This is a genomic window from Rhizobium metallidurans (assembly GCF_014196505.1).
GTDB classification, from domain to species: domain Bacteria; phylum Pseudomonadota; class Alphaproteobacteria; order Rhizobiales; family Rhizobiaceae; genus Rhizobium; species Rhizobium metallidurans.
In genome coordinates, this window is the sequence record NZ_JACIDW010000001.1 from 493,308 (window position 1) to 518,825 (window position 25,518).

A 25,518-nucleotide genomic window follows, 5' to 3' on the forward strand; every position below is an offset into this window, starting at 1 on the left:
GATGGTCTAGTCTGGAACTCAGGACAACAGAAAACGCAACTACATCAATTTTCTTTCCGTCCCTTTAATCTGCGACCACAGCTTCTTGCCCCGCCGTGAGGTCGCCCCGCTGCCGCACTGGCTGCGAGATGCCGCGCCGGTGTCGCCACGACCTGCCTCATTGTCCCCGCAACGCGCTCCAGAGGCGATCGCTTTGCTCACCATAGATGTTCGCCTCGGCCAGCATCTGGCTGGAGAACAGCGCACCCGGGCCAAGATCGGCCCGCCGGTCCCTGACATGGTCGAGAACCGTTCCCGTCTGCAGGTCGATGCGCAGCGTATCGCTGACCGTACCGTCACGCGATGTGCCCCATATGCGGATGTCGACCGAGACGGCGCCGACGGGTGGGCGCCCGATGATCATGCCGCCACGCGTCACCGTCATCCAGTCCGGCAATGCGCGGCCATCCGACAGCGTCACGCTGAAGCTCGTCTTGTCCGTCTGACTACCATAGGCGGGCAGGATGTAGAGGAAGTTCTCGTTGAAGATCGTATCGACCGTGAACCAGGTGTTATCTTCCCCTATTCCGGCGATGTGTATGTTCGACCCTCCCTTGAAGAAGCCTATGTTGATGTCGTCGAGACGGCGCCCGCTTTCGATCCACTCGGAAATCTGGCGCACGGCATCAAGCACGGCGCCGTGGCGCGGCAGCGAACCGATACCATTCAAGGGCTGCGCGGCGTTGACGACCGCGTCGATCGGGCCGTTGGCCGTGATATCGTCCGATATGGCGCCGAGGTCTTCCATGATCTCCTTCGACGCGCCGCCAACCTCCGTGTCGTCGGCAAAGACCGGCGCACCCGGATCGTTCGGATCGACGGGGAACACGACCGGCGGGTCCCTCTCGAGCGGCGGGCGTTCACCCGGCGGCGTTTCCGGCGGCTCCGTCGGCGGCACCGCGGCGCCCACGGCTATCGAGACGGTGTAGGTCGACGTGGCATCGCCGTCGGACACCGTGAACGTGAAGCTATCGGCTCCTTCATAGCCGGCCGTCGGCGTGTAAGTGTAGCGTCCATCCGGATTGACGGTCACGACGCCATGGGCTGGGGCGGATCCCAGCTGATAGGTGATCGGCGATCCCTCGACATCGAAGGCCGGCGGCAAGGTGCCCGTGACCGTCTGGTCGCGTCCGACCGCGATCGCGGTGCCGGACCCGACAGGCGCGTCGTTGACGGCGGTAACGGTGACGAATACGCGATAGACGACCGTCGCCCTGCCATCGCTCACCGAATAGCTGAACTGATCGGTGCCGTTGAAGTTGCCGTTCGGCGTGAAGCTATACCGTCCGTCGGCCGTGATCGTGACGACGCCATGCGCAGGCCCGGCCGCGACCGCGTAGCTCAGCGGATCGCCATCCGGATCGGTGGCGACGGGCAGTGTACCGGTCGCCGTGGTATCCTCGGCAACCGTCAACGTCGTATCGCTGCCGACAGGGGCGCCGTTCGCCGCGCCGACGGACACCGTCACGGTATAGACCGAGGTCGCCGTGCCGTCGGAGACCGTGTAGGTGAACTGATCGGTGCCGCTGAACCCGCTGTCCGGCTGGTAGGTGTAGTTTCCGTTCGGATCGATCGTGACGGTGCCGTGGACGGGGTTGGCGCCCAGGCCATAGGTGACCGGCGAATTCTCCACGTCGAAGGCCGGCGGCAGGGCGCCGGTCGCGACCGTTCCCTCCTGCACCGAAATCGACATATCCGAGCCGACCGGCGCATCGTTGACGGCGGTGACGGTGATGCTCACGCGATAGACGTTGGTAACCGTGCCGTCGCTGACCGAGTAGCTGAAGCCGTCGGTCCCGTTGAAGTTGCCGTTCGGCGTATAGCTGTAGGTCCCATCGGCGTTGATCGTGACCGTGCCGTTGCCGGCGGCGGCGGCCAGGCCATAGGTGATGGTGTCGCCATCGGCGTCGGAGGCCGTCGGCAGCCGCCCGGAAAACGTCGTGTCCTCGGCGAGCGAGATCGCCGTGTCCGAACCGACGGGCGCGTCGTTGACGGGTGCCACAGTGACGAACACACGGTAGATCACCGTCGCCCGGCCATCGCTGACCGAGTAGCTGAACTGGTCGGCGCCGTTGAAATTGCGGTCGGGCGTGAAGGTATATTGCCCGTCCGCCGAAACGGTCACGACGCCATGCGCCGGTCCCGAGGCAAGGCCGTAGGTCAGCGCGTCGCCATCCGCGTCGGTCGCGACCGGCAGCTGGCCCGCGAACGACGTATCCTCCGAAACTGTCAGCGTCGTATCCTGACCTGACGGCGCGCTGTTGACGGCGCCGACGGAGACCGTGACGGTGTAGATCGACACCGCCGTTCCGTCCGAGACGGTGTAGGTGAACTGATCGCTGCCGCTGAAGCCACTGTTGGGCCGATAGGAGTAGCTGCCGTCGGCTCCGATCACCACGGTTCCGTTTGCGGCCTGCGCGCCCAGTCCATAGGTGACCGGGCTTCCTTCTATATCGTAGGCCGGTGGCAGATTGCCGGTCGCGACCGTTCCCTGCTGCGCCGAAATCGACGTATCGGACCCGATCGGCGCATCGTTGACGGCGCTGACGTTGACCGAGACGCGATAGACGTTGGTCGCCGTTCCGTCGCTCACGGAATAGCTGAAGCTGTCGGCGCCATTGAAGTTGGCGTCGGGGATATAGCTGTATGTTCCGTCGGCATTGATGCTGACCGTCCCGTGGCTTGCCGCGCCGGCCAGGGCGTAGGTCACCGGATCGCCATCAGGATCGACGGCCGGCGGAAGCTGGCCCGAGAAGGTGGTATCCTCGGCAAGCGAGATGGCCGTATCGGCACCGATCGGCGCGTCGTTGACGCCCTGGACATCGATGGTGACGGTGTAGGTTACCGTTACGGTTCCATCGAACAAGGTGTAGGTGAACTGATCCGGACCGGCATAATTCGCCTGCGGCACGTAGCTGAAGGTGCCGTCAGGGTTGACGGTGACGGCACCGTGGGCGGCCGGCGTGCCGAGGCCGTAGATCACCGTGTCGCCATCCGCGTCGGAGGCGGCGGGAAGCGAACCCGTGAAACTCGTATCCTCGGAGATGCTGATTGCCAGATCCGATCCCGTCGGGGCATCGTTTTCGGCACCGACATTCACCGTCACCGTGTAGACGGACAGAACCGTGCCATCGGAAACCGCGTAGGTGAAGGTATCGGTCCCCGAGAAATTGGCGGCAGGGACATAGGTGTAACTGCCATTCGCGGCCACGGTCGCCACGCCGTGGCTTGGCCCGTTTTGCAGCAGATAGGTCAACGGATCGCCATCGGCATCCACCGCGCGCGGCAGCGTTCCCGCCGCCGAGCCGTCTTCGTCGACAGAGATCGAGACATTGCTACCAACCGGCGCGTCGTTGACAGCGGTCACCGTGATCGCGACCGTATAGGTCGAGACCGCCTGGCCGTCGGTCACCTGGTAGGTGAAGCTGTCGGCGCCGTTGTAATCGGCTGCCGGAACGTATCGATAGGTGCCGTCGGCATTGACGGTCACCGAACCATGCATCGGCTGCGTGCCAACGCCATAGCGCACCGGATCGCCATCCACATCGTTGGCGGCCGGCAGCACGCCGTCGAAGGGGACATCCTCGGAGACGGTGATCGCCGTGTTCGATCCGACCGGCGCGTCGTTGACAGCCGTCACGGTGATCGAGACCGTATAGGTCGACTGATCGATACCATCGGACACCGTGTAGGTGAAGCTGTCGGTGCCGTTGTAGTTGGCATTCGGCCGATAGCTGTAGGTGCCGTCGGCGTTGACGGTGACGGTGCCATGCGCGGCAGGCGCACCCAGCCCATAGGTGAGCGCGTCTCCGTCAGGATCGGTCGCGAGTGGCAGCCTCCCGCTGGCCAGGCTGTCTTCGGCGACTGTAATCGCGGCGTTGGAACCGCTCGGCGGATCATTGACCGCCCCTACGGTGACATTGACCACGTAGATCGTGGAAGCGGTGCCATCCGATACGCTGAAGCTGAAACTGTCGGAGCCGTTGTAGCCGGGTGCCGGCGTGTAGCTGTAGCTGCCGTTGGTACCGATGACCACGGTGCCGTTGGACGCCTGCGTGGCGAGCCCGTAGGTGATCGGGTCGCCATCGGCGTCGGAAGCCGGGGGCAACTGGCCGGTAACCGTTTCGTCCTCCTCGGTGGAGATCGAGGTTCCCGAGCTCACGGGGGCGTCGTTGACCGCAGTCACGGTGATCGAGACGGTATAGGTCGAGGTCGACTGACCATCGGAGACGGTGTAGGTGAAGCTGTCGGAACCATTATAGTTCGCGGTCGGCACGTAGCTGTAGGTGCCGTCAGGGTTGACCGTCACCGTGCCATGCGCCGCCTGGACGCCAAGCCCGTAGGTCAGGTTGGCGCTATCCACGTCGGTCGCCACCGGCAACCGGCCGTTCAGCGTCTGGTCCTCGACCGCCGTCGCCGTCGCATCCGAACCGACGGGCGCATCGTTGACCGGTGTGACGGTCACTGCGATCGTGACGGTCGTGACACCGCCCTGTCCGTCGCTGATGCTGATGTCGAAACTGTCGCTGCCGTTGAAATCGGTGTTGGGCGAGTAGAGGTAGCGCCCGGCGGCATCGATGACGGCAGTGCCGTTGCGCGGGCCTGTTGCCACCGCATAGGTCAGCGGATCGCCATCCGCATCGGTAGCGGCCACCACGCCCGAAACCGGGACGTCTTCCCGCGTCTGAATCATCGAACCGGTCGCGACAGGGGCATCGTTGACGGGCGCGAGAATGATCGTTGCCCGGTCGGTATCGGTCTGTATGCCACCGGCGCCGCTATTGCCGCCGTCGCTGGTGACCATGGTCAGCGTCACCGGCGCATTGGAATTCGAGAGCGGCTGATAGACCGGGGCCGATGCGCCGGCGAGGTAGGCGTTGATATCCGTGAGCGTGCCGGTGAGCGTTATCGAGCCCGAACCATTGCCGGTCACGACCACGTTGCCACCGGCCGCCGCCGTCAGCGTGCCCGCGTCGACCGAAAGCGTCACCGTCATCGTGCCCGATCCGGCATCGACGTCGGAGATCGACAGGCCGGCAAGTGGCAGCGCCGTATCCTCGACGCCGTTGAAGGTCGCCGGCAGGCCGTTGACCGGCGCATCGTTGACGCCCGTCACGGTGCCATTGACCGTGCCTTGCACGCTCAAGGCTCCGTCGGAAACCGTGTAGGTGAAGCTGGCATTGCCGGCGAAATCGGGTGCCGCCGCGAATGTCAGCGTGCCGTCGGAATTCAGCGTCACCGTCCCGGATGGGAGGGTAACACTGCCGCCGACGCTGATCGGCTGACCGTTGATCTGGGTGATGCTCAGCGCATCGCCATCGGGGTCGCTGTCATTCGCCAAGACCGCGATGACCACCTGGCCATCCTCCGCGATGGTGAAGCTGTCGTTGACGACGACGGGCGCGTCGTTGACCGGATTGATGGTGATCGTGACCGTCGCCGTGTCGGTGCCGCCATTACCGTCATCGATGCGATAGACGAAGCTGTCGGTGCCGTTGAACCCCGCGGTCGGCGTATAGGTGAAGGTGCCGTCGGGATTGAGGACGAGTGCGCCACGCGCGGTACCCGTCACCAGGGTCACGGTGAGCGGATCATTGTCGGGGTCGGTATCCGGGCCATTGACGTTGGCATCAAGAACCGAGCCGGTCAGCTGACCACCTTCGTCCATCGTGAAGAGATCGTTGACCGCATCCGGCACCGGGTTGGTCACCGTCCAGGCGAAGGTTCGAACGGCTTCGCCGCCGAGGCCGTCTCTAGCGGTGATCGTGACGTTATAGACCGCGCTGCCGGTCGCGCCGGAGGCGTCCGGGAGGATGTTACCCGTGATCTCGCCGGTCTGGGTGTCGTAGCCGAGGCCCGGCGGCAATCCGGTGATATCGAAGGTCAGCGGATCGCCGTCGACATCGGTGAACTCAGCACCGACAGGCAGCACGATCGCGGCGCCATCGAGGCTTGCCTGTGGTGGCAATGTCGGTGCGTTCGGCGCGTCGTTGAGCCCGGTGATGGTGACCGTCAGGGTCGCGGTGGAGACGCCGCCATTGCCATCGGAGATCGTGTAGCTCACCGATGTCGTCGCGGTAGCACCGGCTGCCAGACCGTCGAAGTCGGTGCCGGGGTCGAACGTATAGGAGCCGTCGGCGGAAATCACGAAGCTGCCGCCGCCCTGGCCGGGAACAACGGTGCCGACATTGCCGGTGGCCGCGCCGACGCCGACAACGGTCAGCGTGTCGCCATCCGGATCACTATCTGCGCCCGGACCGCCGACGATCACGTTGCCCGAGATCGCGGTGTTCTCGGTGGTCGCGGCGGTATCGTCGACGGCGACAGGCGGATCGTTGACCGCGCCGACCGTGATCGTGATCGTTGCCGTGGCGGTGGCGCCGCCGGGGTCGCGGACGATCACGACAAAGCTGTCCGTGCCGTTGAAATCCGGATTCGGGGTGTAGCTGTAGGTGCCGTCGGGGTTGACGACGGCTGTCCCGCCGGAAGCGGCGGTCTGAAGGCCGTAGACCAGCGTCGCCGGCGCGTCGTCGATGTCGGTGGCAACGATCTGGCCGGTCGCCGTGCCGTCTTCGTTGATCGAGACCGCGACATCCTGCAGAACCGGCGCATCGTTGACCGGGTTGACGGTCACGCTCACCGTGTGCGTGACGACGGCGGTGCCGTCCGAGATCGTGTAGGTGAAGCTGTCGCTACCGTTGAAGTCCGCTGCCGGCGTGTAGACGTAGGCGCCGGTCGGATCGATGGTGACGCTGCCATTGGCCGGCTGACTGCCGACCGCATAGGTCAGCGGATCGCCGTCCACGTCGGTCGCCGTCGGCAACTGGCCGCTGAAGGCGGTATCCTCGGCGGTCGAGATCGCGATGTCGGAACCGACAGGAAGATCGTTGGCCCCCGATACCGTTACCGTGAAGGTCGCGGTCGACGTGCCGCCCTGGCCGTCGGAGATGGTGTAGGTGACGCTGGTCGTGCGCTGTTCGCCGGCCTTCAGATTGTCGAAATCCGCGCCCGGCACGAAGGTGTAGCTGCCATCGGTGCCGATGACGAAACGCCCGCCCGATGACCCCGCGATCGACGCACCGACATTGCCGGCAACGCCGTTGACGGCACTGACGACGAAGGCATCGCCATCCGGATCGCTGTCCGCTCCATTGCCGTTATCGTCGAAAACCGAGCCGGCGATATCGGCATTCTCGCCGGTGCTGGCGGCATCGTCGCGAGCGATGGGCGCCGGGTTCGAGACCGTGATAATGAAGGTCTGGCTCGCGGAACTCGTGCCGTCGCTGGCGGAAACGGTGACCGAGTAGGCGCCGCCATTGAGCTGCGACGCATCGCGATCGACCGTTCCGGTGATGATACCTTGCGACGAGATCGACAGACCTGTCGGCAGGCCTGTCGCGCTGAAGGTCAGGCTCGGCGTATCGATATCGCTGAAATTGCCAGAGACATCGAGGCGAATGGTCTGCGCGTCCGAATAGGCCTGGTTGGCGATCGGCGTTCCCACGGGCGCATCGTCGACCGGCGTCACCGCAACGGCGATGGTGTAGGTGACCGTCGAGCGGCCATCGGAAATGCTGTAGGTGAAGCTGTCGCTGCCGTTGAAATTGGCCGGCGGCGTGTAGCGATAGCTGCCATCGGCGCTGATCGTGACCACGCCATTCACGGGCGGCGTGGCGATCGCATAGGTCAGCGCATCGCCGTCGGGATCTGTTGCCACGGGCAGGAAGCCCGTCGCAACCGTATCCTCGGCGGTCTGAATGGTGCCATCCTGGCCAACCGGCGCGTCGTTGACACCGACGACGGTGACCGACAGCGTCGCGTTAGCCGCGCCGCCAGCACCGTCCGACACCGTATAGGTGACAGAGGTGGCACGTGTTTCACCGGCCTTGAGGCCCTGGAAATCGGCACCGGGATCGAAGCGGTAGCTACCGTCGGCGTTGATCACGAAGCTGCCGCCGGTAGAGCCGGCAACCGCGGCGCCGGGCGCGCCGCCGCCAACCGCCGAGACGACGAGCGCGTCGCCATCGGCGTCTGTATCGTTGCCCAGTACGCCGGGTACGGCGCCGACAATCGCGGTATCTTCATTCGTTGTCGCCGTGTCGTCGACGGCGACGGGCGCGTCGTTGACCGCTCCGATCGAGATCGTCGCGACCGCGGCCGCGGAGGTCGCGCCACCATCGTCGGTCACGGTGATCGAGACGGTGCGGTCGCCCGCCGACGGGTTGTCGCTCCTGTTTTCGTACTGAATGGCGCGCAGCAGGGCGCTGGTCGCCGCGTTGCCCATGGTACCGCCGGCCGCGTTGGTGATGGCGAGCGCGTTGGCGCCGTCATAGGTGAAGCGGAAGGTCGTGCCGCCGAAGCTGATCGTGCCGGTGCTCGCCGTCCCGTAGACGACATCGACCGCGCCGTTCAGGTGGATGATCTCCGAACCCGCATTGGCGAAGCCGCCAAGCGCTACGTTCAGCGACGTGATGCCGTTCTCAACGTCGAACACCGAGGCGTCGCCGCTGGCAATCGCAACCGGCGCATCGCCCTCGTTGAAGGAGACGGCGATATCGACGCCAGCGCCGGCGCCGTTGAGATCGACGACACCAGCATCGTTGACCGACGCGACGGTGATGACGATCGAGGCTTCCGAGAAGCCGCCATTGCCGTCGCTGATGCGGTAGGTCAGCGGCACGGTTCCGTTGAAATCGGCCGTCGGCGTGAAGGTCAACGATCCATCGGCGTTGAGGCGGATGGCGCCACCCGCAACGGCGACCGTGCCATCGGTGACGATCGGCTGGCCGTCGATAGCAACGATCGTCAGCGGATCACCGTCGGGATCGACATCCACGCCGCCGCCGACCGTGCCAACGCCGGTGATCGGGTTGAAGGTGACGGCGGTATCTTCGTTGGTCTGAACCGCGTCGTTCGCGGCGATCGGCGCGGGGTTGCTGACGGAGAAGACGAACTGCGTCGAGACCTCGCCGCCCTGGCCATCATTGGCCGTAACGACGACGGTGTAGGGGCTGCCCGCCGATGCATTGGCATCCAGCGTGCCGCTGATGAGACCGGTCGCGGGGTCGAAGCCGAGGCCGGGCGGCAGGCCATTGACCGAGATCGCCAGCGTGTCGCCATCGACATCGCTGAAGAAACCCCTGACATCGAAGCTGACGGCCGAGCCATCGGCCTGCGCGCGATCGGGGATCGGGGTCGCCACGGGCGCATCGTTGACGGGATCGACCGTAACGGTCACCGTCGCCGTATCGCTGCCGCCATTGCCGTCGCTGATCGTATAGGTGAAGGAAGCGGTTCCGGAGTAGTTGGCGGCAGGCGTGAAGCGCAGCACCTGCGCGCCGTTGACCAGCACGAGCTGCACCGAGCCGTTGGAGGTCGGCACGGCCGCGCCGCCGACGCTCAGGTTGACGCCGTTGACGAGGGTGATGCTCCTGACATCGCCGTCTGTGTCGACATCATTGGCGAGCACGTCGATATCGACTGGCTGGTCCTCCGCCGTTCTTGCCGTGTCGTTCATCGCGTCTGGGGCGATGTTGCGAATAACATAGGTGAAATCGGATTCGGCGGTGAGGCCGCCGTCATCGGTCGCGATGACCTTGACCACGTAGTTGGAGAGGCCCATCGGGCCGGATGCGCCGGCGCTGATCCGGCCGCTGATGATACCAGTCACCGGATCGAAGGTCAGGCCCGGAGGCAGGCCCTGAACGTCGTACGTCAGCACGCCGCCCTCGGGATCGGCGAAGTAGCTCGAAATGTCGAAGCTGATCGTGTCGCCGTCGTTGCGTTCCATGTCGGCGATCGGCGTCTCGATGGGCGCGTCATTCTGGGCGCCGACCGTGATCGTCAACACGCCGGTGCTGAGCCCCCCCTGGCCGTCGGTGACGCGATAGACCACCGTGTCGATGCCGTTGAAATCTTTTGCAGGGGTGTAGTTCAACGTTCCGTCGCTGTTGACGGTCACCGTGCCGTGGCCGGCCTGCGGCGGGAAATCCGGATCGATCGACAAGACGTCGCCATCGGGGTCGGTATCGTTTCCAAGCACGTCGATGTTGAGAAGGGGTACGTCCTCCGTCGTGGTCGCCGTATCGTTGACGGCGGTGGGAGCCGGGTTGGTGACGGTGAGGTTGAAGGTTGTCACCAACCTGCCGCCCTGACCATCTAGCGCCACTACTTCCACCGTATAGATCGGGCCGCCCGACGACGCGTCGGCGGCGATCTTGCCGGTGATAACCCCATTCACGTCCATCGACAGGCCTGCCGGCAGGCCGGATGCCGTAAACGTCAGCGTATCGCCGTCGACGTCGCTGAAGAAATCGCTGACGTCGATCGGCTTTCCATCGAGCGACTGGCCATCGGCAAGCGTGACCGCCGGGATAGGCGTTGCCACCGGATTGTCGTTCACGCCGGTGACCGTCACGGTGATGGTCGCCGTATCGCTTTCACCATCGGCATCCGTCACGCGGTAGGTGACCGACGTCGTGCGAGTCTCGCCGGCGCGAAGATCGGCGAAATCGGTACCCGGGTTGAAGCTGTAGCCACCAGCGGCGTTGACCGTGAAGGTTCCGCCGTTCGAACCCGCGACCGGCTGGCCGACACCGCCCGCTTGGCCGTTGATCCGGTCGATGGTCAGGGCGTCGCCATCGGGGTCCGTATCGTTGGTCAGCGCATTGCCGCTACCGCTGCTGTTTTGCCCGACCGACAGGACGTCGCTGAACGCCTTGGGCGGGAAATTGCTGATGATCCAGGTAATCGTGCGCGAGATCGTGCCGCCCTGCCCGTCCGATACGGTGATCGTCGCGACATAGGGTTCGGGACGCGAGGCGTTGTTGGGAAGCGGACCCGAGATCACGCCGGTCGCGGCGTCGATCTGCAGACCGGGCGGGAGATCGGTCGCGGCATAGCTCAGCGTATCGCCGTCGCGATCGGAGAAATAGATGCCGGCGTCGAAGGAGACGGTCTGGCCGTCGCTGTCCATCTGCGCTGGAAGCGGGCCGCTGACATCGGGAGCGTCGTTGACGGCGTTGATCGATATCGTGACCGTTGCCGTCGAGAAGCCGCCCTGCCCGTCGGAGATGGTGTAGATGATCGTGTCGGTGCCGTTGAAATCGGCGGCCGGGACGTAGGTGATCGCACCGTTCGCCGTAAAGGTCAGCGTTCCCTGGCCGGCCGAGGCGGCAATCAGGCTGAGCGTATCGCCATCCGGATCGGTGTCCGCGCCCGAAGCGCCGCTCGCCGTTCCCGCGCCGGTGATGACGTTGAACGTCGCGGACTGATCTTCGTTGATCGCGAGATTGTCGTTGACAGCAGTCGGCCCCGGATTTGTCACCTCGAGCTTGAAGCTCTGTGAGACGGACGCGCCGGTCCCGTTCGGCCCGTCATGCGCCGTCACCGTGACTTGATAGACGCCCGCGGTGCCGCCCTGGCTGGCGTTATGATCGATGGTGCCGAAGATGAGACCGGTCGCCTGGTCGAAGCTCAACCCGGCCGGCAATCCCGTTATCGTGTAGTTCAGCGTATCGCCGTCCGGATCATCGAAGAAATCGGAGACGCGATAGATCAGCTGCTGGCCATCGGCCCGCACGCGATCCGGTATGGGGTTGGTCCCCTCGGGGGCATCGTTCTGCGGAATGATTGTTATCGTCACCGTCGCGGTATCGACGCCGCCGTTTCCATCATCGATCGAGTAGCTGAAGCTTTCCTGACCGCTGTAGTTGGCATTCGGCGTGAAGCGCAGCACCGGCCGATCGGTCGGGCCATCGACCAGTCGAACCGTGCCGTTCGTCGTCGCGACCGCCGGGCCGTTCAGTTGCAGCACCACATTGTTGACGCGGATGACCTCGTCATTGTCGCCATCCGGGTCGCCGTCATTGGCAAGCACGTCGATATCGACGGGCGTGTCCTCGTTGGTGGTCGCGAAATCGTCCTGCGCGATCGGCGGCAGGTTGAGGACGGTGTAGTTGAAGGTGACCGACGTCGTGCCGCCCTTGCCGTCCGCCGCCGTTACCGTCACCGTATAGACGGCCTCGCCGGTCGGGCCCGAGGCTTCCGGCGCAATACGCCCGGAGACCAGACCGGTGGCCGGATCGATGGTGAGCCCGGCGGGCAGGCCGCTCGCGGCATAGGTCAGCGGATCGCCGTCGGCATCCGAGAAGAAGGCGGAGATATTGAGACTGTCGGTATCGCCGTCGTTTCTCGTGCGGTCGGCGATGGGCTGGCCGACCGGCGCGTCGTTGACGGCGAGAACGGTGACGGTGACCGTCGCGGTCGCGGTTCCGCCGTTTCCGTCCGAGATCGTATAGGTGATCGTATCGGTGCCATTGAAGTTGGCGTTCGGCTGATAGGTGATCTGGCCGCCGGTGCCGAGTGTCACAGTGCCATTTGCTGCGCTGGCCGCCGTGACCGTCAGGGGATCGCCGTCGGGATCGCTATCCGGCACGCCGCCGCTGGCCGTGCCGTCGAGCACGTTGAAGGTGAGCGGCGTATCCTCGGCCACGGTAACGGCATCGTTGACGGCGACCGGCGGCGGGTTGCTGACCGAGAAGGAGAAGCTCTGGCTGGCCGTGCCGCCGCGGCCATCGCTGACGCTGACGGTGACCGTGTAGACGCCGTTGCCTGTCGGCCCGCCGACACTCGCCTGGCGATCGATCGTTCCCGTCACCACGCCGGCCGCGTTGATCGACAGGCCGACCGGCAGGCCGCTTGCGGAATAGGTCAGGGTATCGTTGTCGGCATCAGAGAAGAAGCCGGAAACATCGAAGGTGACGGCTGCGCCGTCGGCGCCCGACCGCGCCGGCAGCGGAGAGCCGACCGGCACATCGTTGATGCTCGCGACGTTGACGGTGACGGTATATTCGTTGCTGCCGCCCTTGCCGTCGCTGACGACATAGGTGAACCGGTCGGTGCCGTTGAAATTGGCGGATGGCGTGTAGCTGTAGGTACCATCGGAATTGACGGTCACGGCACCATGGGCCGGCGTCGTGCTTCCGGCGGCATAGGTGACCGCGTCGCCGTCCACGTCGGTCGCGGCAGGCAGGGTGCTCGAGATCACCCCGTCTTCGTCGACCGCAACAGTGACATCGGAGGCAATGGGCGCATCGTTGACCGGCGTGACCGTACCGCTGACGGTCGCCGTCGCGTTACCGCCATTGCCGTCGGATATGGTGTAAGTGAATGAGGGGGTGCCGTTGTAGTTGGCAGCCGGCGTGAAGGTCAGCGTCCCATTCGCATTGAGCCGGACGCTGCCCCCGGTGACGGCAACCGACCCGCCGGACGCTATCGCGGTGCCGTTGATCGCGGTCACATTGAGCGCATCGCCATCCACATCGCTGTCGTTGCCACGAACATCAAAGGTGACGGCCGTATCTTCAAGCGTGGTGAAGCTGTCGTTGACGGCAACCGGTGCGTCGTTCACCGATGTCACGCTGCCGCTGACGGTGGCGGTCGCGGTGCCGCCATTGCCGTCGGAGACGGTGTAGGTGAAGCTCGGGCTGCCATTGTAGTTGGCAGCAGGCGTGAAGGTCAGCGTGCCATCGGCGTTCAGCCGGACGCTGCCACCGGTGACGGTCACCACCCCGCCGGCCGCGATGTTGGCGCCATTGACGGCGGTCACGGTGAGCGTATCGCCGTCGACATCGCTGTCGTTGCCGAGCACGTTGAAGGTAACGGCGGTATCTTCCGCCGTCGTGAAGCTATCGGCGACGGCGACGGGTGTGTCGTTGACCGGTGTCACCGTGCCGTTGACGGTTGCCGTCGCGGTGCCGCCATTACCGTCCGAGACGGTGTAGGTGAAGCTTGGGCTGCCGTTGAAATTCGCGGTCGGCGCGAAGGTCAGCGTGCCGTTGGCATTCAAGGTGACGATGCCGCCGGTGATCGCCACGGACCTGCCGGCAGTGATGCCGGTGCCGTTGATCTGGGTGATCGTCAGCGCGTCACCATCCGGATCGCTGTCGTTATTGAGAACGGCGATGGTGACCGCCTGGTCCTCCGGCGTCGTGAAGCTATCACCTTGCGCCACCGGCGGATCCTGAACGGGATTGACCGTCCCGTTGACGGTTGCCGTCGCCGTGCCGCCATGGCCGTCGGAGATGGTGTAGCTGAAGCTCGGATTGCCGTTGTAGTTGGCTGCCGGCGTAAAGGTCAGCGTGCCATCGGCGTTCAGACGGACGCTACCGCCGGTGACAGCGACCGAGCCGCCGGACGCGATGGTCGAGCCGTTGATCTGGATTACGGCAAGCGCATCGCCATCGACGTCGCCGTCGTTGGTGCGGACATCGAAGGTGACAGCGGTATCCTCATCGGTCGTGAAGCTGTCGTTGGCGGCGACCGGCGGGTCTTGTACCGGGTTCACGGTGCCGGTGACGGTTGCCGTCGCCGTGCCCCCCTGGCCGTCGGAGATCGTATAGGTGAAGGTCGGTCGGCCGTTGTAATCGGCCGTCGGCGTGAAGGTCAGGCGGCCATCGGCATTGAGCGTGACCACGCCGCCGGTGACGGCAACCGAACCGCCTGTGACGATGGCCGTGCCATTGATCGCCGTGACGCCAAGCGTGCCACCGTCGACATCGCTGTCATTGGCGCGCACGTCGAAGGTGACGGATGTGTCCTCGTTGGTGGTGAAGCTGTCGGCCACCGCGACCGGGGCATCGTTCAGGCCGGTGACGGTTACCGTCACGGTTGCCGTCGAGAAGCCGCCCTGGCCGTCAGTGATCGTGTAGGTCACGGTCGTGACGCGCGTCGCGCCGGCGGCCAGATCGTCGAAGGCAGTGCCGGGATTGAAGGCGTAGGTGCCATCGGCGTTGATCGTGAAGGTGCCGCCATTGGACCCGGCCACGGCCTGACCGACACCAGCGCCGCTGCCGCCGACCGCCGAGACGGAAATCGGATCGCCATCGGGATCGGTGTCGACGCCATTGCCATTGTTGACGAAGACGGAACCAGAGAGCGGCGTGTTCTCGGTTGTCGCCAGATTGTCGGCGGCGGCCACCGGGGGCGGATTGAGAACGGCCCAGGTGAAGCTGCGGCTCGCCGTAGCACCACTGCCGTCGGTTGCCGTCACCGTGACGGCATAGGGACCGTTGACGCTGGCGCTGCGGTTGATGGTGCCGGAGATCACACCGGTCGCGGCATTGATCGTCAGGCCCGAGGGAAGACCGGTCGCTGCGAACGTCAGCGTGTCGCCGGTATCGGGATCGCTGAAATTGCCGGCAACGTTGAGCGTCACCGACTGCGCGTCGTTGCCGGTCTGGTTGGCGATCGGCGTGGAGATCGGCGCATCGTTGACACCCGTGACCGTCACCGTGACCGTCGCGGTCGAGAAGCCACCGCGGCCGTCCGACAGCTGGTAGGTGACGCTGGACGTGCGGCTCTGACCGGCTGGAAGATCGGTGAAGGCCGTGCCCGGGTTGAACACCGCGGCACCATTGGCGCCGATCGTGAACGTGCCGCCGTTCGAACCCGTTACGGCAAGCCCGACATTGCCGGCGACCCCGTTGATGGCCGAGACCTGCAGGACATCGCCATCGACATCGGTATCGTTGGCGAGCACGTTGAGGCTGGTGCTGACGCCGGCATTGGTCTGGGCCGTATCGTTCACGCCGACGGGCGCATCGTTGACCGAGTTGACGGTGACGCTGACCGTGTACTGGACTGCGAGGGTGCCATCGCTGACGCTATAGGTGAAGCTGTCGGTGCCGTTGAAGTTGGCGGATGGGGTGTAGGTGTAGGTACCGTTGGGATTGACCACGACGGTGCCGTGCGACGGCGCGATCGATCCGGCGCCATAGGTCAGGCTGTCACCATCGACATCGGTGGCGACAGGCAGCGTGCCGGAAAAGGCCGTATCCTCGTTGGTGGTGATCGCCGTATCGGAACCGACGGGCGCGTCATTGACCGGGGCCACTGATATCGTCGCCGTATCGGTATCGGACAGGGCGCCACCGCTGCCGGTATTGCCGTTGTCGTTGGTCACCATCGTCAGCGTCACCGCGCCATTGGCGTTGGCGGCGGGGTTGAACACAGGCCGGGTGCCAGCTGCGGCGAGGAAGCCGTTGATGTTGGAGAGCGTGCCGGTCAGCACCAAGGTGCCCGATCCAGAGCCGCTGACGGTGACGCCGGAAGCGCCGGTGGCGGCGAGCGTGCCTGAATTGACGCTCAGCGTGACGCGGATCGAACCGGACCCCGCATCGATATCGGCGACCTGCAGGCCGGCCAGCGACAGCGCCGTATCCTCGTTGGTGCCGAAGCTCGCCGGCAGGGTGTTGACCGGCGCATCGTTGACGGCCGTGACATTGAAGGTGAAGCTGTTCGGGCTCTGGTCGGTATCCTGACCGCCATTCGCCGTGCCGCCATTGTCGCGGACCTGGAAGGTGAAGGAGGCGAGCGCCGTGCCATTGGCATTGGCTGTCGGCGTGAAGGTGAGGTTGCCGAGATTGGCGGCGGAGATCACCTGGCCGGCGGTGACGGCGGTGCCGCCAAGCGAGAGCACGCCGTTGGTCGGCAGGGTGGTGATGACGACGGCGGCGAGGCTGTTGGCCGGGCTGTCGTTCGGATCGGTGAAGCCGAAGCTCGCGGCCGAGAAGGTGTAGACACTGTCCTCGTTGATGGTGACGGTATTGTCGGTGCCGGCGGGCGCATCGTTGACTGATGTAATCGCGATCGTTGCCGTATCGATATCGACGAGCGATGGGCCGCCGGTATTGCCGTTGTCGTTGGTGGTCATCGTCAGCGTGACGCTGGCGGCGGAATTGGCTGATGGCGTGAAGCTCGGGCGCGTCGCGCCGGCGAGGTAGGCGTTGATATCGGCCAGCGTGCCGGACAGCGTCAGAGCTTGCGATCCGGAGCCGCTCACCGTGACGCCACCGGCGCCAAGCGCCGACAGCACGCCGGAATTGACCGACAGCGTCACCGTCATCGTACCGGAGCCGGCATCCTGGTCGCTGATCTGCAGGCCGGCGAGGCCAAGAGATGTGTCCTCGATTGCGGTGAAGGAGGGCGGCAGCGTGTTGACGGGTGGCGTATTGACCGAAGCCACGGCGACGGTGACCTGCGCGGTTTCGGTGACCCCGCCAGAGGTGACGGTATAGGTGAAGGTCGTCACGCCGTTGTAGTCGAGCGTCGGGGTGAAGGTAAGCTGGCTGGAGGCGTTGAGCCGCACCGTGCCATTGGCGACAGTGACCGCCGCCCCGCCTGCCGTGATCGCGGTTCCATTGACCGCGGTGATCGCCCGAGCAGGGTTCTCGAAGCTGTCATTGGCGAGCACCGAGATAACCGCCGGGACGTCCTCGTCCGTGGAAACGGAATCATTGGCGATATCGGCAACCGGGGTAATGGTCACTGGTATCGTGCTGGTGGCGCTGAGCGAACCGTCGGAGGTCTGCACCGAGATCTGCGCCGTGCCATTGTAATCGGCAACCGGCGCGTAGCTTGCGCCCGCGAGCGCCGTGTTGATCGCCGCGGTGGTGCCGGTGAAGGTCATCGTCTGATCGGCCGTGCCATCGCCGGCGCTGAATGACAGGCCCGATATGCCGGACAGCGAGAAGGAGCCGTTGGTGACGGTGACGGTCACCGTCAGCGTTCCATTGTCGACATCGGAGACGACGATCGCATTGCCGCCGGAAGAGGAGAAGACGATGGAGGTATCTTCCGCTGTCGTCTGTGCCGGCGGCACGGTGTTGACGGGCGCGTCGTTGACAGGGTTGACCACGATCGTCACGGTCGCGGTTTCCGTCACGCCGCCCGAAGTAACCGTATAGGTGAAGCTCGTCGTGCCGTTGAAATTGGCGGCCGGCGTGTAGGTAATCGTGCCATCGGCGGCGAAGGTGACCGTACCCTGGCCTGCCGGGGGCTGCGTAACAGACGTGATCGCCCTTCCCGCATTCTCGAAATTGTCGGCCGAGGCACCGTTCGTGCCCGTGATGGCGTTGAAGGTGATGGCGGTGTCTTCGTTGGTCGTCAGGTTGTCGGCGACGATATCGACGACCGGCGTGATTGATATCGCCACCGTATCGGTGTCGGTCAGGGTGCCATCGGTCGTCTGGACCGTCAGCTGCGCCGCGCCGTTATAATCGGCGGTGGCGGTGTAAGTCAGGCCCGCCAGCGCCGCGTTGATCTGCGCCGCCGTGCCCGACAGCCGGACGGTCGACGTGCCGTTGTTGGCGATCGTCGCCCCGGTTCCCGTCGTCACGTTGGCGATGCCGTTGGTGACGGTAACCGTCGTGGTCAGCGTATCGCCGTCGACATCGGCGACCGACACGCCGGATACGACAAGCGGCGTATCCTCGGCAACGGTCTGCGCGCCCGGAACGGTATTAACCGGCGCGTCGTTGACCGGCACGATGGTCACGTTGACAGTCGCCGTCTCGGTCACGCCGCCGGAGGTGACCGTATATGTGAAGCTGGTGCTGCCGTTGACGTTGGCGGATGGCGTGAAGGTCAGCGTGCCATCGGCGTTGAGGCGAACCGTGCCGCTGGCGACGTTGACCACGCCGTTCGCGACGATGGCCGAGCCATTGATAGCCGTGATCGTGTGGCCGGCGTTTTCGAAGCTGTCGTTGGCATCGACGGCGATGACGACCGCCGTGTCCTCGTTGGTCGTGGCCGTATCGTTGGCGATGTCCGCGACCGCTGTCACCGAAATGGTCTGCGTATCCGTGTCGGTCAGCTGCCCATCGCTGCTGGTCATCGTCAGCGTCACGCTGCCGTTGAAATCGGCCACCGGGGCGTAATTCGGCCGCGCGGTGCTCGCCAGATAGGCGTTGATGCTGGAAAGCGTGCCAGACAGCGTGATCGTGGCGGTGCCCGAGCCGGTGACGGTCACGCCGGAACCGCTTGCGGCCGTCAGCACGCCGGAGCCGACCGACAGCGTCACCGTCGCCGTGCCCGAACCGATGTCGGGGTCGGCCACCGACAGGCCGGTCAGCGACAGCGTTCCGTCCTCGCTCACAGTCCAGCCGCCCGTGGGCAGCGTGTTGACCGGCGCGTCGTTGACGGGCGTGACCGCGACCGTCGTCACGGCCGTGTTCGATGACGCCGCACCGTCGGATACGGTGACGTTGATCGATCGGGTCACCGCACCCGGATCGTCGGAGGTCGAAGCATAGCGGATCTGGCCGAGCGCCGTCTGGTAGGCGGCCTTGGTCGCCGAACCGGTCAAGGTGAGCGTAAAGGTCGAAGCGTTGTAGCTGGCGGTGATGCCTGATGGCAAAGTGCCGGTGACCGAGAGCACGTCGCCCGCCTGCCCATTCGAAATGACGATCGTCGCCGATGCCATGTTGGCGTTGTCGACGTCGGCAACGAGAACGCCGGCGTTGACGATGGCGACCCCGGCGGCGTTTTCCGTGTAGCTGGTCGCGTAGCCGGTGCCGGCCGCCGATGTATCGAGGTCGAGCGTCGGCGCGTCGTTGACGGCGATGACGGTGATGGTTGCCGTGTCCACGTCGGTCAGCGCGCCGCCCGAGCCGGTGTTGCCGCCGTCATTGGTCGTCATCGTTAGTGTCACCGCGCCGTTGAAGTCGGCCACCGGCGTGTAGACCGGTCGCGCGGTGCTGGCGAGATAGGCATTGATGCTGGCAAGCGTGCCCGACAGCGTCAGCGACGAGGTGCCGGAGCCGCTGATCGTCACACCTGAGCCGGATACTGCGGTCAGCTGCCCGGAATTGACCCCGAGCACGACGGTCATCGTGCCGCTGCCGGCATCGACATCCGAGATCGCAAGCCCAGTCAGCGCAAGCGCCGTATCCTCGTTGACCGACCAGCCGCCCGCCGGCAGCGTGTTGACTGGCGCGTCGTTGACGGGATCGATGGTGATGGTGCGCGTGTCGACATCGGTGAGCGCGCCGCCGGAGCCCGTATTGCCGCCGTCATTGGTCGTCATCGTCAGCGTTACCGAGCCGCTGGCATTGGCGGCCGGATTGAATTGCGGAGCGGCGGCGGAGGCCAGATAGGCGTTGATCGCAGAAAGCGTGCCCGAGAGGGTGAGCGAGGTCGATCCCGATCCGGAGACCGTGACACCGGCGCCCGAGCTCGCCGAGACCGTGCCACCCGAAACGGCAAGCGTTACCGTCATCGTGCCGGTGCCGGCATCGACGTCGGAAATCGACAGGCCGGAGAGCGCTATCGCGGTATCCTCGCTGGTGCTCCAGCCGGATGCCGGCAGGCTGTTGACCGGCGCATCGTTGACGGCGCTGACATTGACCGTGACGGTCGCCGTCTCGGTGACACCGCCCGAGGTGACCGTGTAGGTGAAGGTCGTCTGCCCATTGAAGTTCGCGGCTGGCGTATAGACCAGCGTCCCATCCGCGGCGAAGGTGACGCTGCCCTGTCCGGCCGGCGGCTGCGTGACCGACGTGACGGCGCGGCCGGGGTCCTTGAAGGTATCGGCCGTGGCGCCATTCGTCCCGGTGATGACGTTGAAGGTGATTGCCGTGTCTTCCGCGGTCGCTACCGTGTCCGGCGTGATATCGGCCACCGGCGTAACAGTGATCGCGACATTGTCCGTGTCGGTCAGCGAACCGTCGGACGTGGAAACGACGAGCGTGTCCGAGCCGTTATAGTCGGCGCGGCCGGTGTAGCGCAGCGAGGCGAGCACGCTGTTGACCTGCGCGAGCGTGCCCGAGACGGTGACCGATGCGGTCCCGTTCCCCGTCACGGTTCCCGCGATGACCGAGGGCGACAGCGTACCATTCGCGACCGACAGCGTGACCGTGACGGAGCCGCTGTCGACGTCGCTCACGGAAATGCCGGAGATCGCGGTCTGCACGTCCTCGTTCAGCGTCACTGACGTCGGCACGGTATTCACCGGCGCGTCGTTGACGGCGATGACGTTGACGATGGCGACCGCGACGTTCGAATTGGCGGCGCCGTCATTGACCGTGACGTTGACGCTGCGCGGTGTGGTGGACGGATTTTCCGAGCTCGACAGGAAACGGATCTGCTGCAGCGCGGTCTCGTAGCTGGCGCGCTGAGCCGAGCCCGTGAGCGTCAGGGTGAAGGTCGCGGCATTGTAGCTCGCGGTGATGCCTGAGGGCAGCGTGCCTGCCACGGCCAGAATGTCGCCAGCCTGACCGTTGCTGATGACCGCCGACAGCGAGGCCATGTTGGCGCTATCGATATCGGTAATCACGCCATCGGTATCGGCAATCGCAACACCGGCATCGTTTTCGGTATAGGTCGTGGTGAAGCCGGTGCCGGCGCCCGATGCGTCGAGATCGAGGATCGGCGCATCATTGACGGGCGTGATGTTGATCACCGCCGTATCGGTATCGGTGAGCGGACCGCCGGTGCCGAAATTGCCGAGGTCGCTGGTCGTCATCGTCACGGTGACGCTGCCGTTGGCGTCGGCCACCGGCACATAGACGGGCGCGGCGCTGGATGCCAGGTAGGCGTTGAGATTGGCAAGCGTGCCCGTTAGCACCAGCGTGCCGGTACCCGAACCGGAGACGGTGACGGAACCGCCGGCCGTGGCCGTCAGCACGCCTGTCGGCACCTGCAGCCGGACGGTCATCGAGCCCGTTCCGGCATCCGGATCGGCGATCGACAGGCCGGTCAGCGCGACGCTGGTGTCTTCGTTGGTCGTCCAGCTCACGGGCAGCGTATTGACCGGCGCGTCGTTGACGGCGGTGATCGAAACGGCGGTGACGGCGGTGTTGGAATTGGCTGCGCCGTCATTGACGGTAACGCTGATGTTGCGCGATGCGGCGGCGCCGTTCAGCGTCGGGTTGTCGGAGCTTGAGGTGTAGAGAACCTGGCGCAGGGCGGCCTCGTAGTTGGCCTTGGTGGCCGAGCCCGTCAGCGTCAGGGTGAAGGTGGTGGCGTTGTAGCTGGCGGTGATCCCCGCTGGCAGGGTGCCGGTGACCATGAGGAGGTCGCCCGCCTGGCCATTGGTGATCACGATCGCGGCCGAGGCCATGTTGGCATTGTCGACGTCGATGACGCTGCTGTTGGTGTTGGAGATCGCGACGCCGGTGGCATTTTCCGTGTAACCGACCGAATAGCCGGTTCCGGTCGTCGAGCCGTCGAGATCCAGAACAGGCGCGTCGTTGACCGGGTTGATGACGATGTTGCGCGTATCGACATCGGTGAGCGCGCCGCCCGTGCCGGTGTTGCCGTTGTCGTTGGTCGTCATGGTCAGCACGACGGTGCCGTTGGCATCGGCGACGGGAACGTAGACGGGGGCGGAAGCCGAGGCGAGATAGGCGTTGATATTGGCGAGCGTACCGGTCAGCACCACAGTGCCGGTTCCCGACCCCGAAACGCCGACGCTGCCGCCGGCCGTCGCCGTGATCGTGCCGGAGGCGACGCTCAGCGTCACCGTCATCGAGCCAGCACCGGCGTCGAGGTCGGTGACAGAGAGGCCTGTCAGCGCCAGGCTGGTATCCTCGTTCGTCGTCCAGCTGGCCGGCAGGTTGTTGACCGGTGCATCGTTGACCGCGACCACCGAGATGGTGGAGGTCGCGACGGCCGAGGACAGGCCGCCATCGTTGACCGTGACATTGACGACGCGCGGCGTCGTGCTCGGATTGTCGCCGGTGTTGGAGAAGGTGATGGCCTTGATCGCCGCGGCATAACTCGCCTTGGTGGCCGAGCCCGTCAGCGTGACGGTGACCTGCCCGGCGACTGTCGTATCGACCGATCCGGTGATGCCGCTCGGCAAGGTTCCGACCGTGAGCACGTCGCCGGCCTGCGCGTTGGTGAGCACGATTGTCGCCGAGCGCATGTTGGTGCTGTCGAGATCGCGCACGTCGGTCGCGGTGCTGCCGATCGACACGCCGGCACCGTTTTCCGTATAGGTCGTCGTGTAGTTTACGCCGGCAACGGTATCGACATTGCGCAAGGCGCTGACATTGTCGATGAAGATATCATCCGTGCTCGGTGTCAGAAGGCCGCCGGCGGCGGAATAGCTGAAGACAAGATCGCCGGTCGCGACCACCGTCGATGGCAGGTTGATGGTGACCGCGGTGCGGCCCCAGGCGGTGGTGCCGGCCGCCGATGCGGCGACGGTGGACGGCGTTCCGGATGCGCCGTTGAAATAGGTGATTGTCGCGGTGTTCGGCGTGCCGTTGAGCGTGCCGGTCGTGATACGCGCATAAAGCACGCCGCCGATCGTGACGTCGAGCGTCGCCGGGGTATTGTTGTCGTTGGAGATGCCGAGCAGCAGGTTGTTGCTCCAACCCACATCGAAGGTCAGCTGTGCCGCGCCCGATGGCGCGAGACCGTCGGTCCAGCCGGAGACGTTCGCCTGGGTGAGCGTGCCGGTGCCGCCATTGAGCGTCCATGCAAATCCGTCATTGGCGGTGGCGCCCGTGCCGCCGATCGTCCAGCCGGTGGTGCCCGGCGTACCGCCATTGGTGATGATCTGCGTCGGCGTCGTACCGGAATTGAGGTCGACGACGGGCGGCTGTGCATAATAGCCGAAATCGGCCGCGAGGTTGGCGGCACCGATCGTGGCGAGCGTGAGCGCCTGTGTCGTGCTTGCCGTCGTCAGCGTCGCCGTGCCAAGCACACCGTTCGCGTCGGTGACGCGCACGATGTACTGGCCGGGGAGAACGCCGGTGAACAGATAATTGCCGTTGGCGTCGGTCGTATCCGTCGCCAGAATGCGTTCGCCGGTGCTTACCAGGCCATCGCCGTTTACGTCGTCGATCAACTGGACCGTGACACCGCCGATGCCGCCATCGCCGGTGTTGAAGGTGCCGCTCTTGTCGACGTCGTTGAAGATCTTGTCGCCGATTGTCCCGGTCGGCGGCGTCCAGCGCGCGGCGTCCGAGATACCGGTGAGCGCGGTCGTGCCGTTGGTGGTGATGGTAACGGCCGAGCCGATGGCGGCACCGTTTGTTGGGTTGATCTGGCGGATATCGGTGCCGACGAGATAGGTGTTGCCGTTGATATCGCCGCCGCCCTGTGCGCCGGTGCTGCCTCCGACGTTGGTGAAGCTGTCAATGATCGCCCCGTTCGCCAGGTTGTAACGGGTAATCGTCGAAGCGTTGATGCTGAGCAGCGCGTTGCTTGTTGCATCGATTGCGAAATCGCCCCAGTCGTTCGCTGCCGTGATCTGCGCGCCGAACGCCGTCGCGCCCGCCATCGTGCGACCATTGTTGCTGAAAGTAATGCGGTAGATCTGGTCATTGCTGCCGGTAATGTTTTCGACGCCGAGATAGAGGCCGCCGTTGAAAAAGGTCGCGGCGCCGCCGCCGACACCGGTCGTGCCCGTGACGATATTGGTCGTAGCGCCCGTGGTCAGATCGGAATCGACCAGGATGTGGGTGTTGTTGATGTAATCGTAGGCGAACAGCGCCTTGTTGGTTGGATCGGTCGAGCTATCGACATAGTAGATCAGGCCGTTCGCTTGGTCGGCGGCCAGCGAGTTGATCGTGTTTGACACCGTGATGCCGCCGACGGAGGTCGGAACCGTCGTGATCATCGTCGCCTTGCCGGTCAGGACATCGACGCTGTAGATCGACCGACCGGCAGACACCAGCAACGCGCCATTGCCGTTGGAGGTCGCGACATTCAGCGTCTCGGCGAAATCCGCCTGGCTTCTCTCCGTGCCGATCACATCGGAGGCGATATCGCCATCGCGGTATTCGAGATCCCAGTTACCGCCGAGCGCGGCACTTCCCGTCGGGTCCGTCGAGGCGGCAATGTCGGCGCCGGTGAGATAGCCGAGCATCTTGACGGCATTCGTGCCCCCGTCGCCCTCGGCGAAATTGCAGCCGTAGACAAGAATGTCGGCGTCATCGGAAAGCGAATCGCGAAGCGATGTCAGATCGGCGGCGTAGTCGGTCGCCATCGTCGTGGCCGTCAGCGACGCGGAGCCGAGCTGCAGGAAACCCTCCTTGCCGTGCGATATGATGTGGATCGCTTCGACATCCTGCATGGATGAAAGCGTATCGGCCAGTTCGCGAACACCGTTCTCGTTCGGATCGACCACCACGACCTTGAAATTGTCGCCGAGGTCTTTGACCAGCGCCTCGTAGTCGGGCACGGAGGAATCGATCACCACCACCTGGCGCGGCTGCGAAACGGCGGATGTCGCGGGGCCCTCGGGTGGCGCCGAAGCGGCCTGGCGTTCGGCGAGCGCGGCGACAAGCGCATCGCGGCCGTCGCTCGTGGTGTCGCGCTGAACAGCGTCCGCCCCGCTACGATCCGTTTGATCCTGCTGGCTTTTTTCCTGGGATTTTTCCACGGTCGCAGCGCCGGCCGCGTCGAATGCGATGCGTTGTTCCAACTCCATCAACATCGAGCCGTATGTCGGCTTGGCATTCCTACCCCGCATCTTTTTGACGCGGTCAGGGGCGGGGCGAACGTAGCGTTCGTTCATGGGGTTTCCTCCACGACAGATCGTTTCGTTGACCGGGTGCCCAATTACCCGGCGCGTGTCTAATGCAGTTCAGTCATCCTCACGACCGGCTCCCAAGACCGGTATTTTCAACCGTAGTGAGCAGAGAATTAACAATTCACTAATTTTCCGCATCAGGAATTAGCCTG

Annotated in this window: 1 protein-coding gene; it reads right to left on the reverse strand. The window is 64.9% G+C overall.

Annotation, left to right across the window (positions count from 1 at the left end; genetic code table 11):
* Window positions 1-157 precede the first annotated feature (157 nt).
* Window positions 158-25,351 carry an Ig-like domain-containing protein gene (locus tag GGQ67_RS02235; RefSeq protein ID WP_183898538.1) on the reverse strand — a complete coding sequence of 8,398 codons (25,194 nt, stop codon included), beginning with the start codon at window positions 25,349-25,351 and terminating at the stop codon, window positions 158-160.
* Window positions 25,352-25,518 lie beyond the last annotated feature (167 nt).

What these genes read in the sequence shown, in the direction of transcription:
- GGQ67_RS02235 (WP_183898538.1), bottom strand. Translation starts at nt 25,351, where the DNA reads ATGAACGAACGCTACGTTCGCCCCGCCCCTGACCGCGTCAAAAAGATG.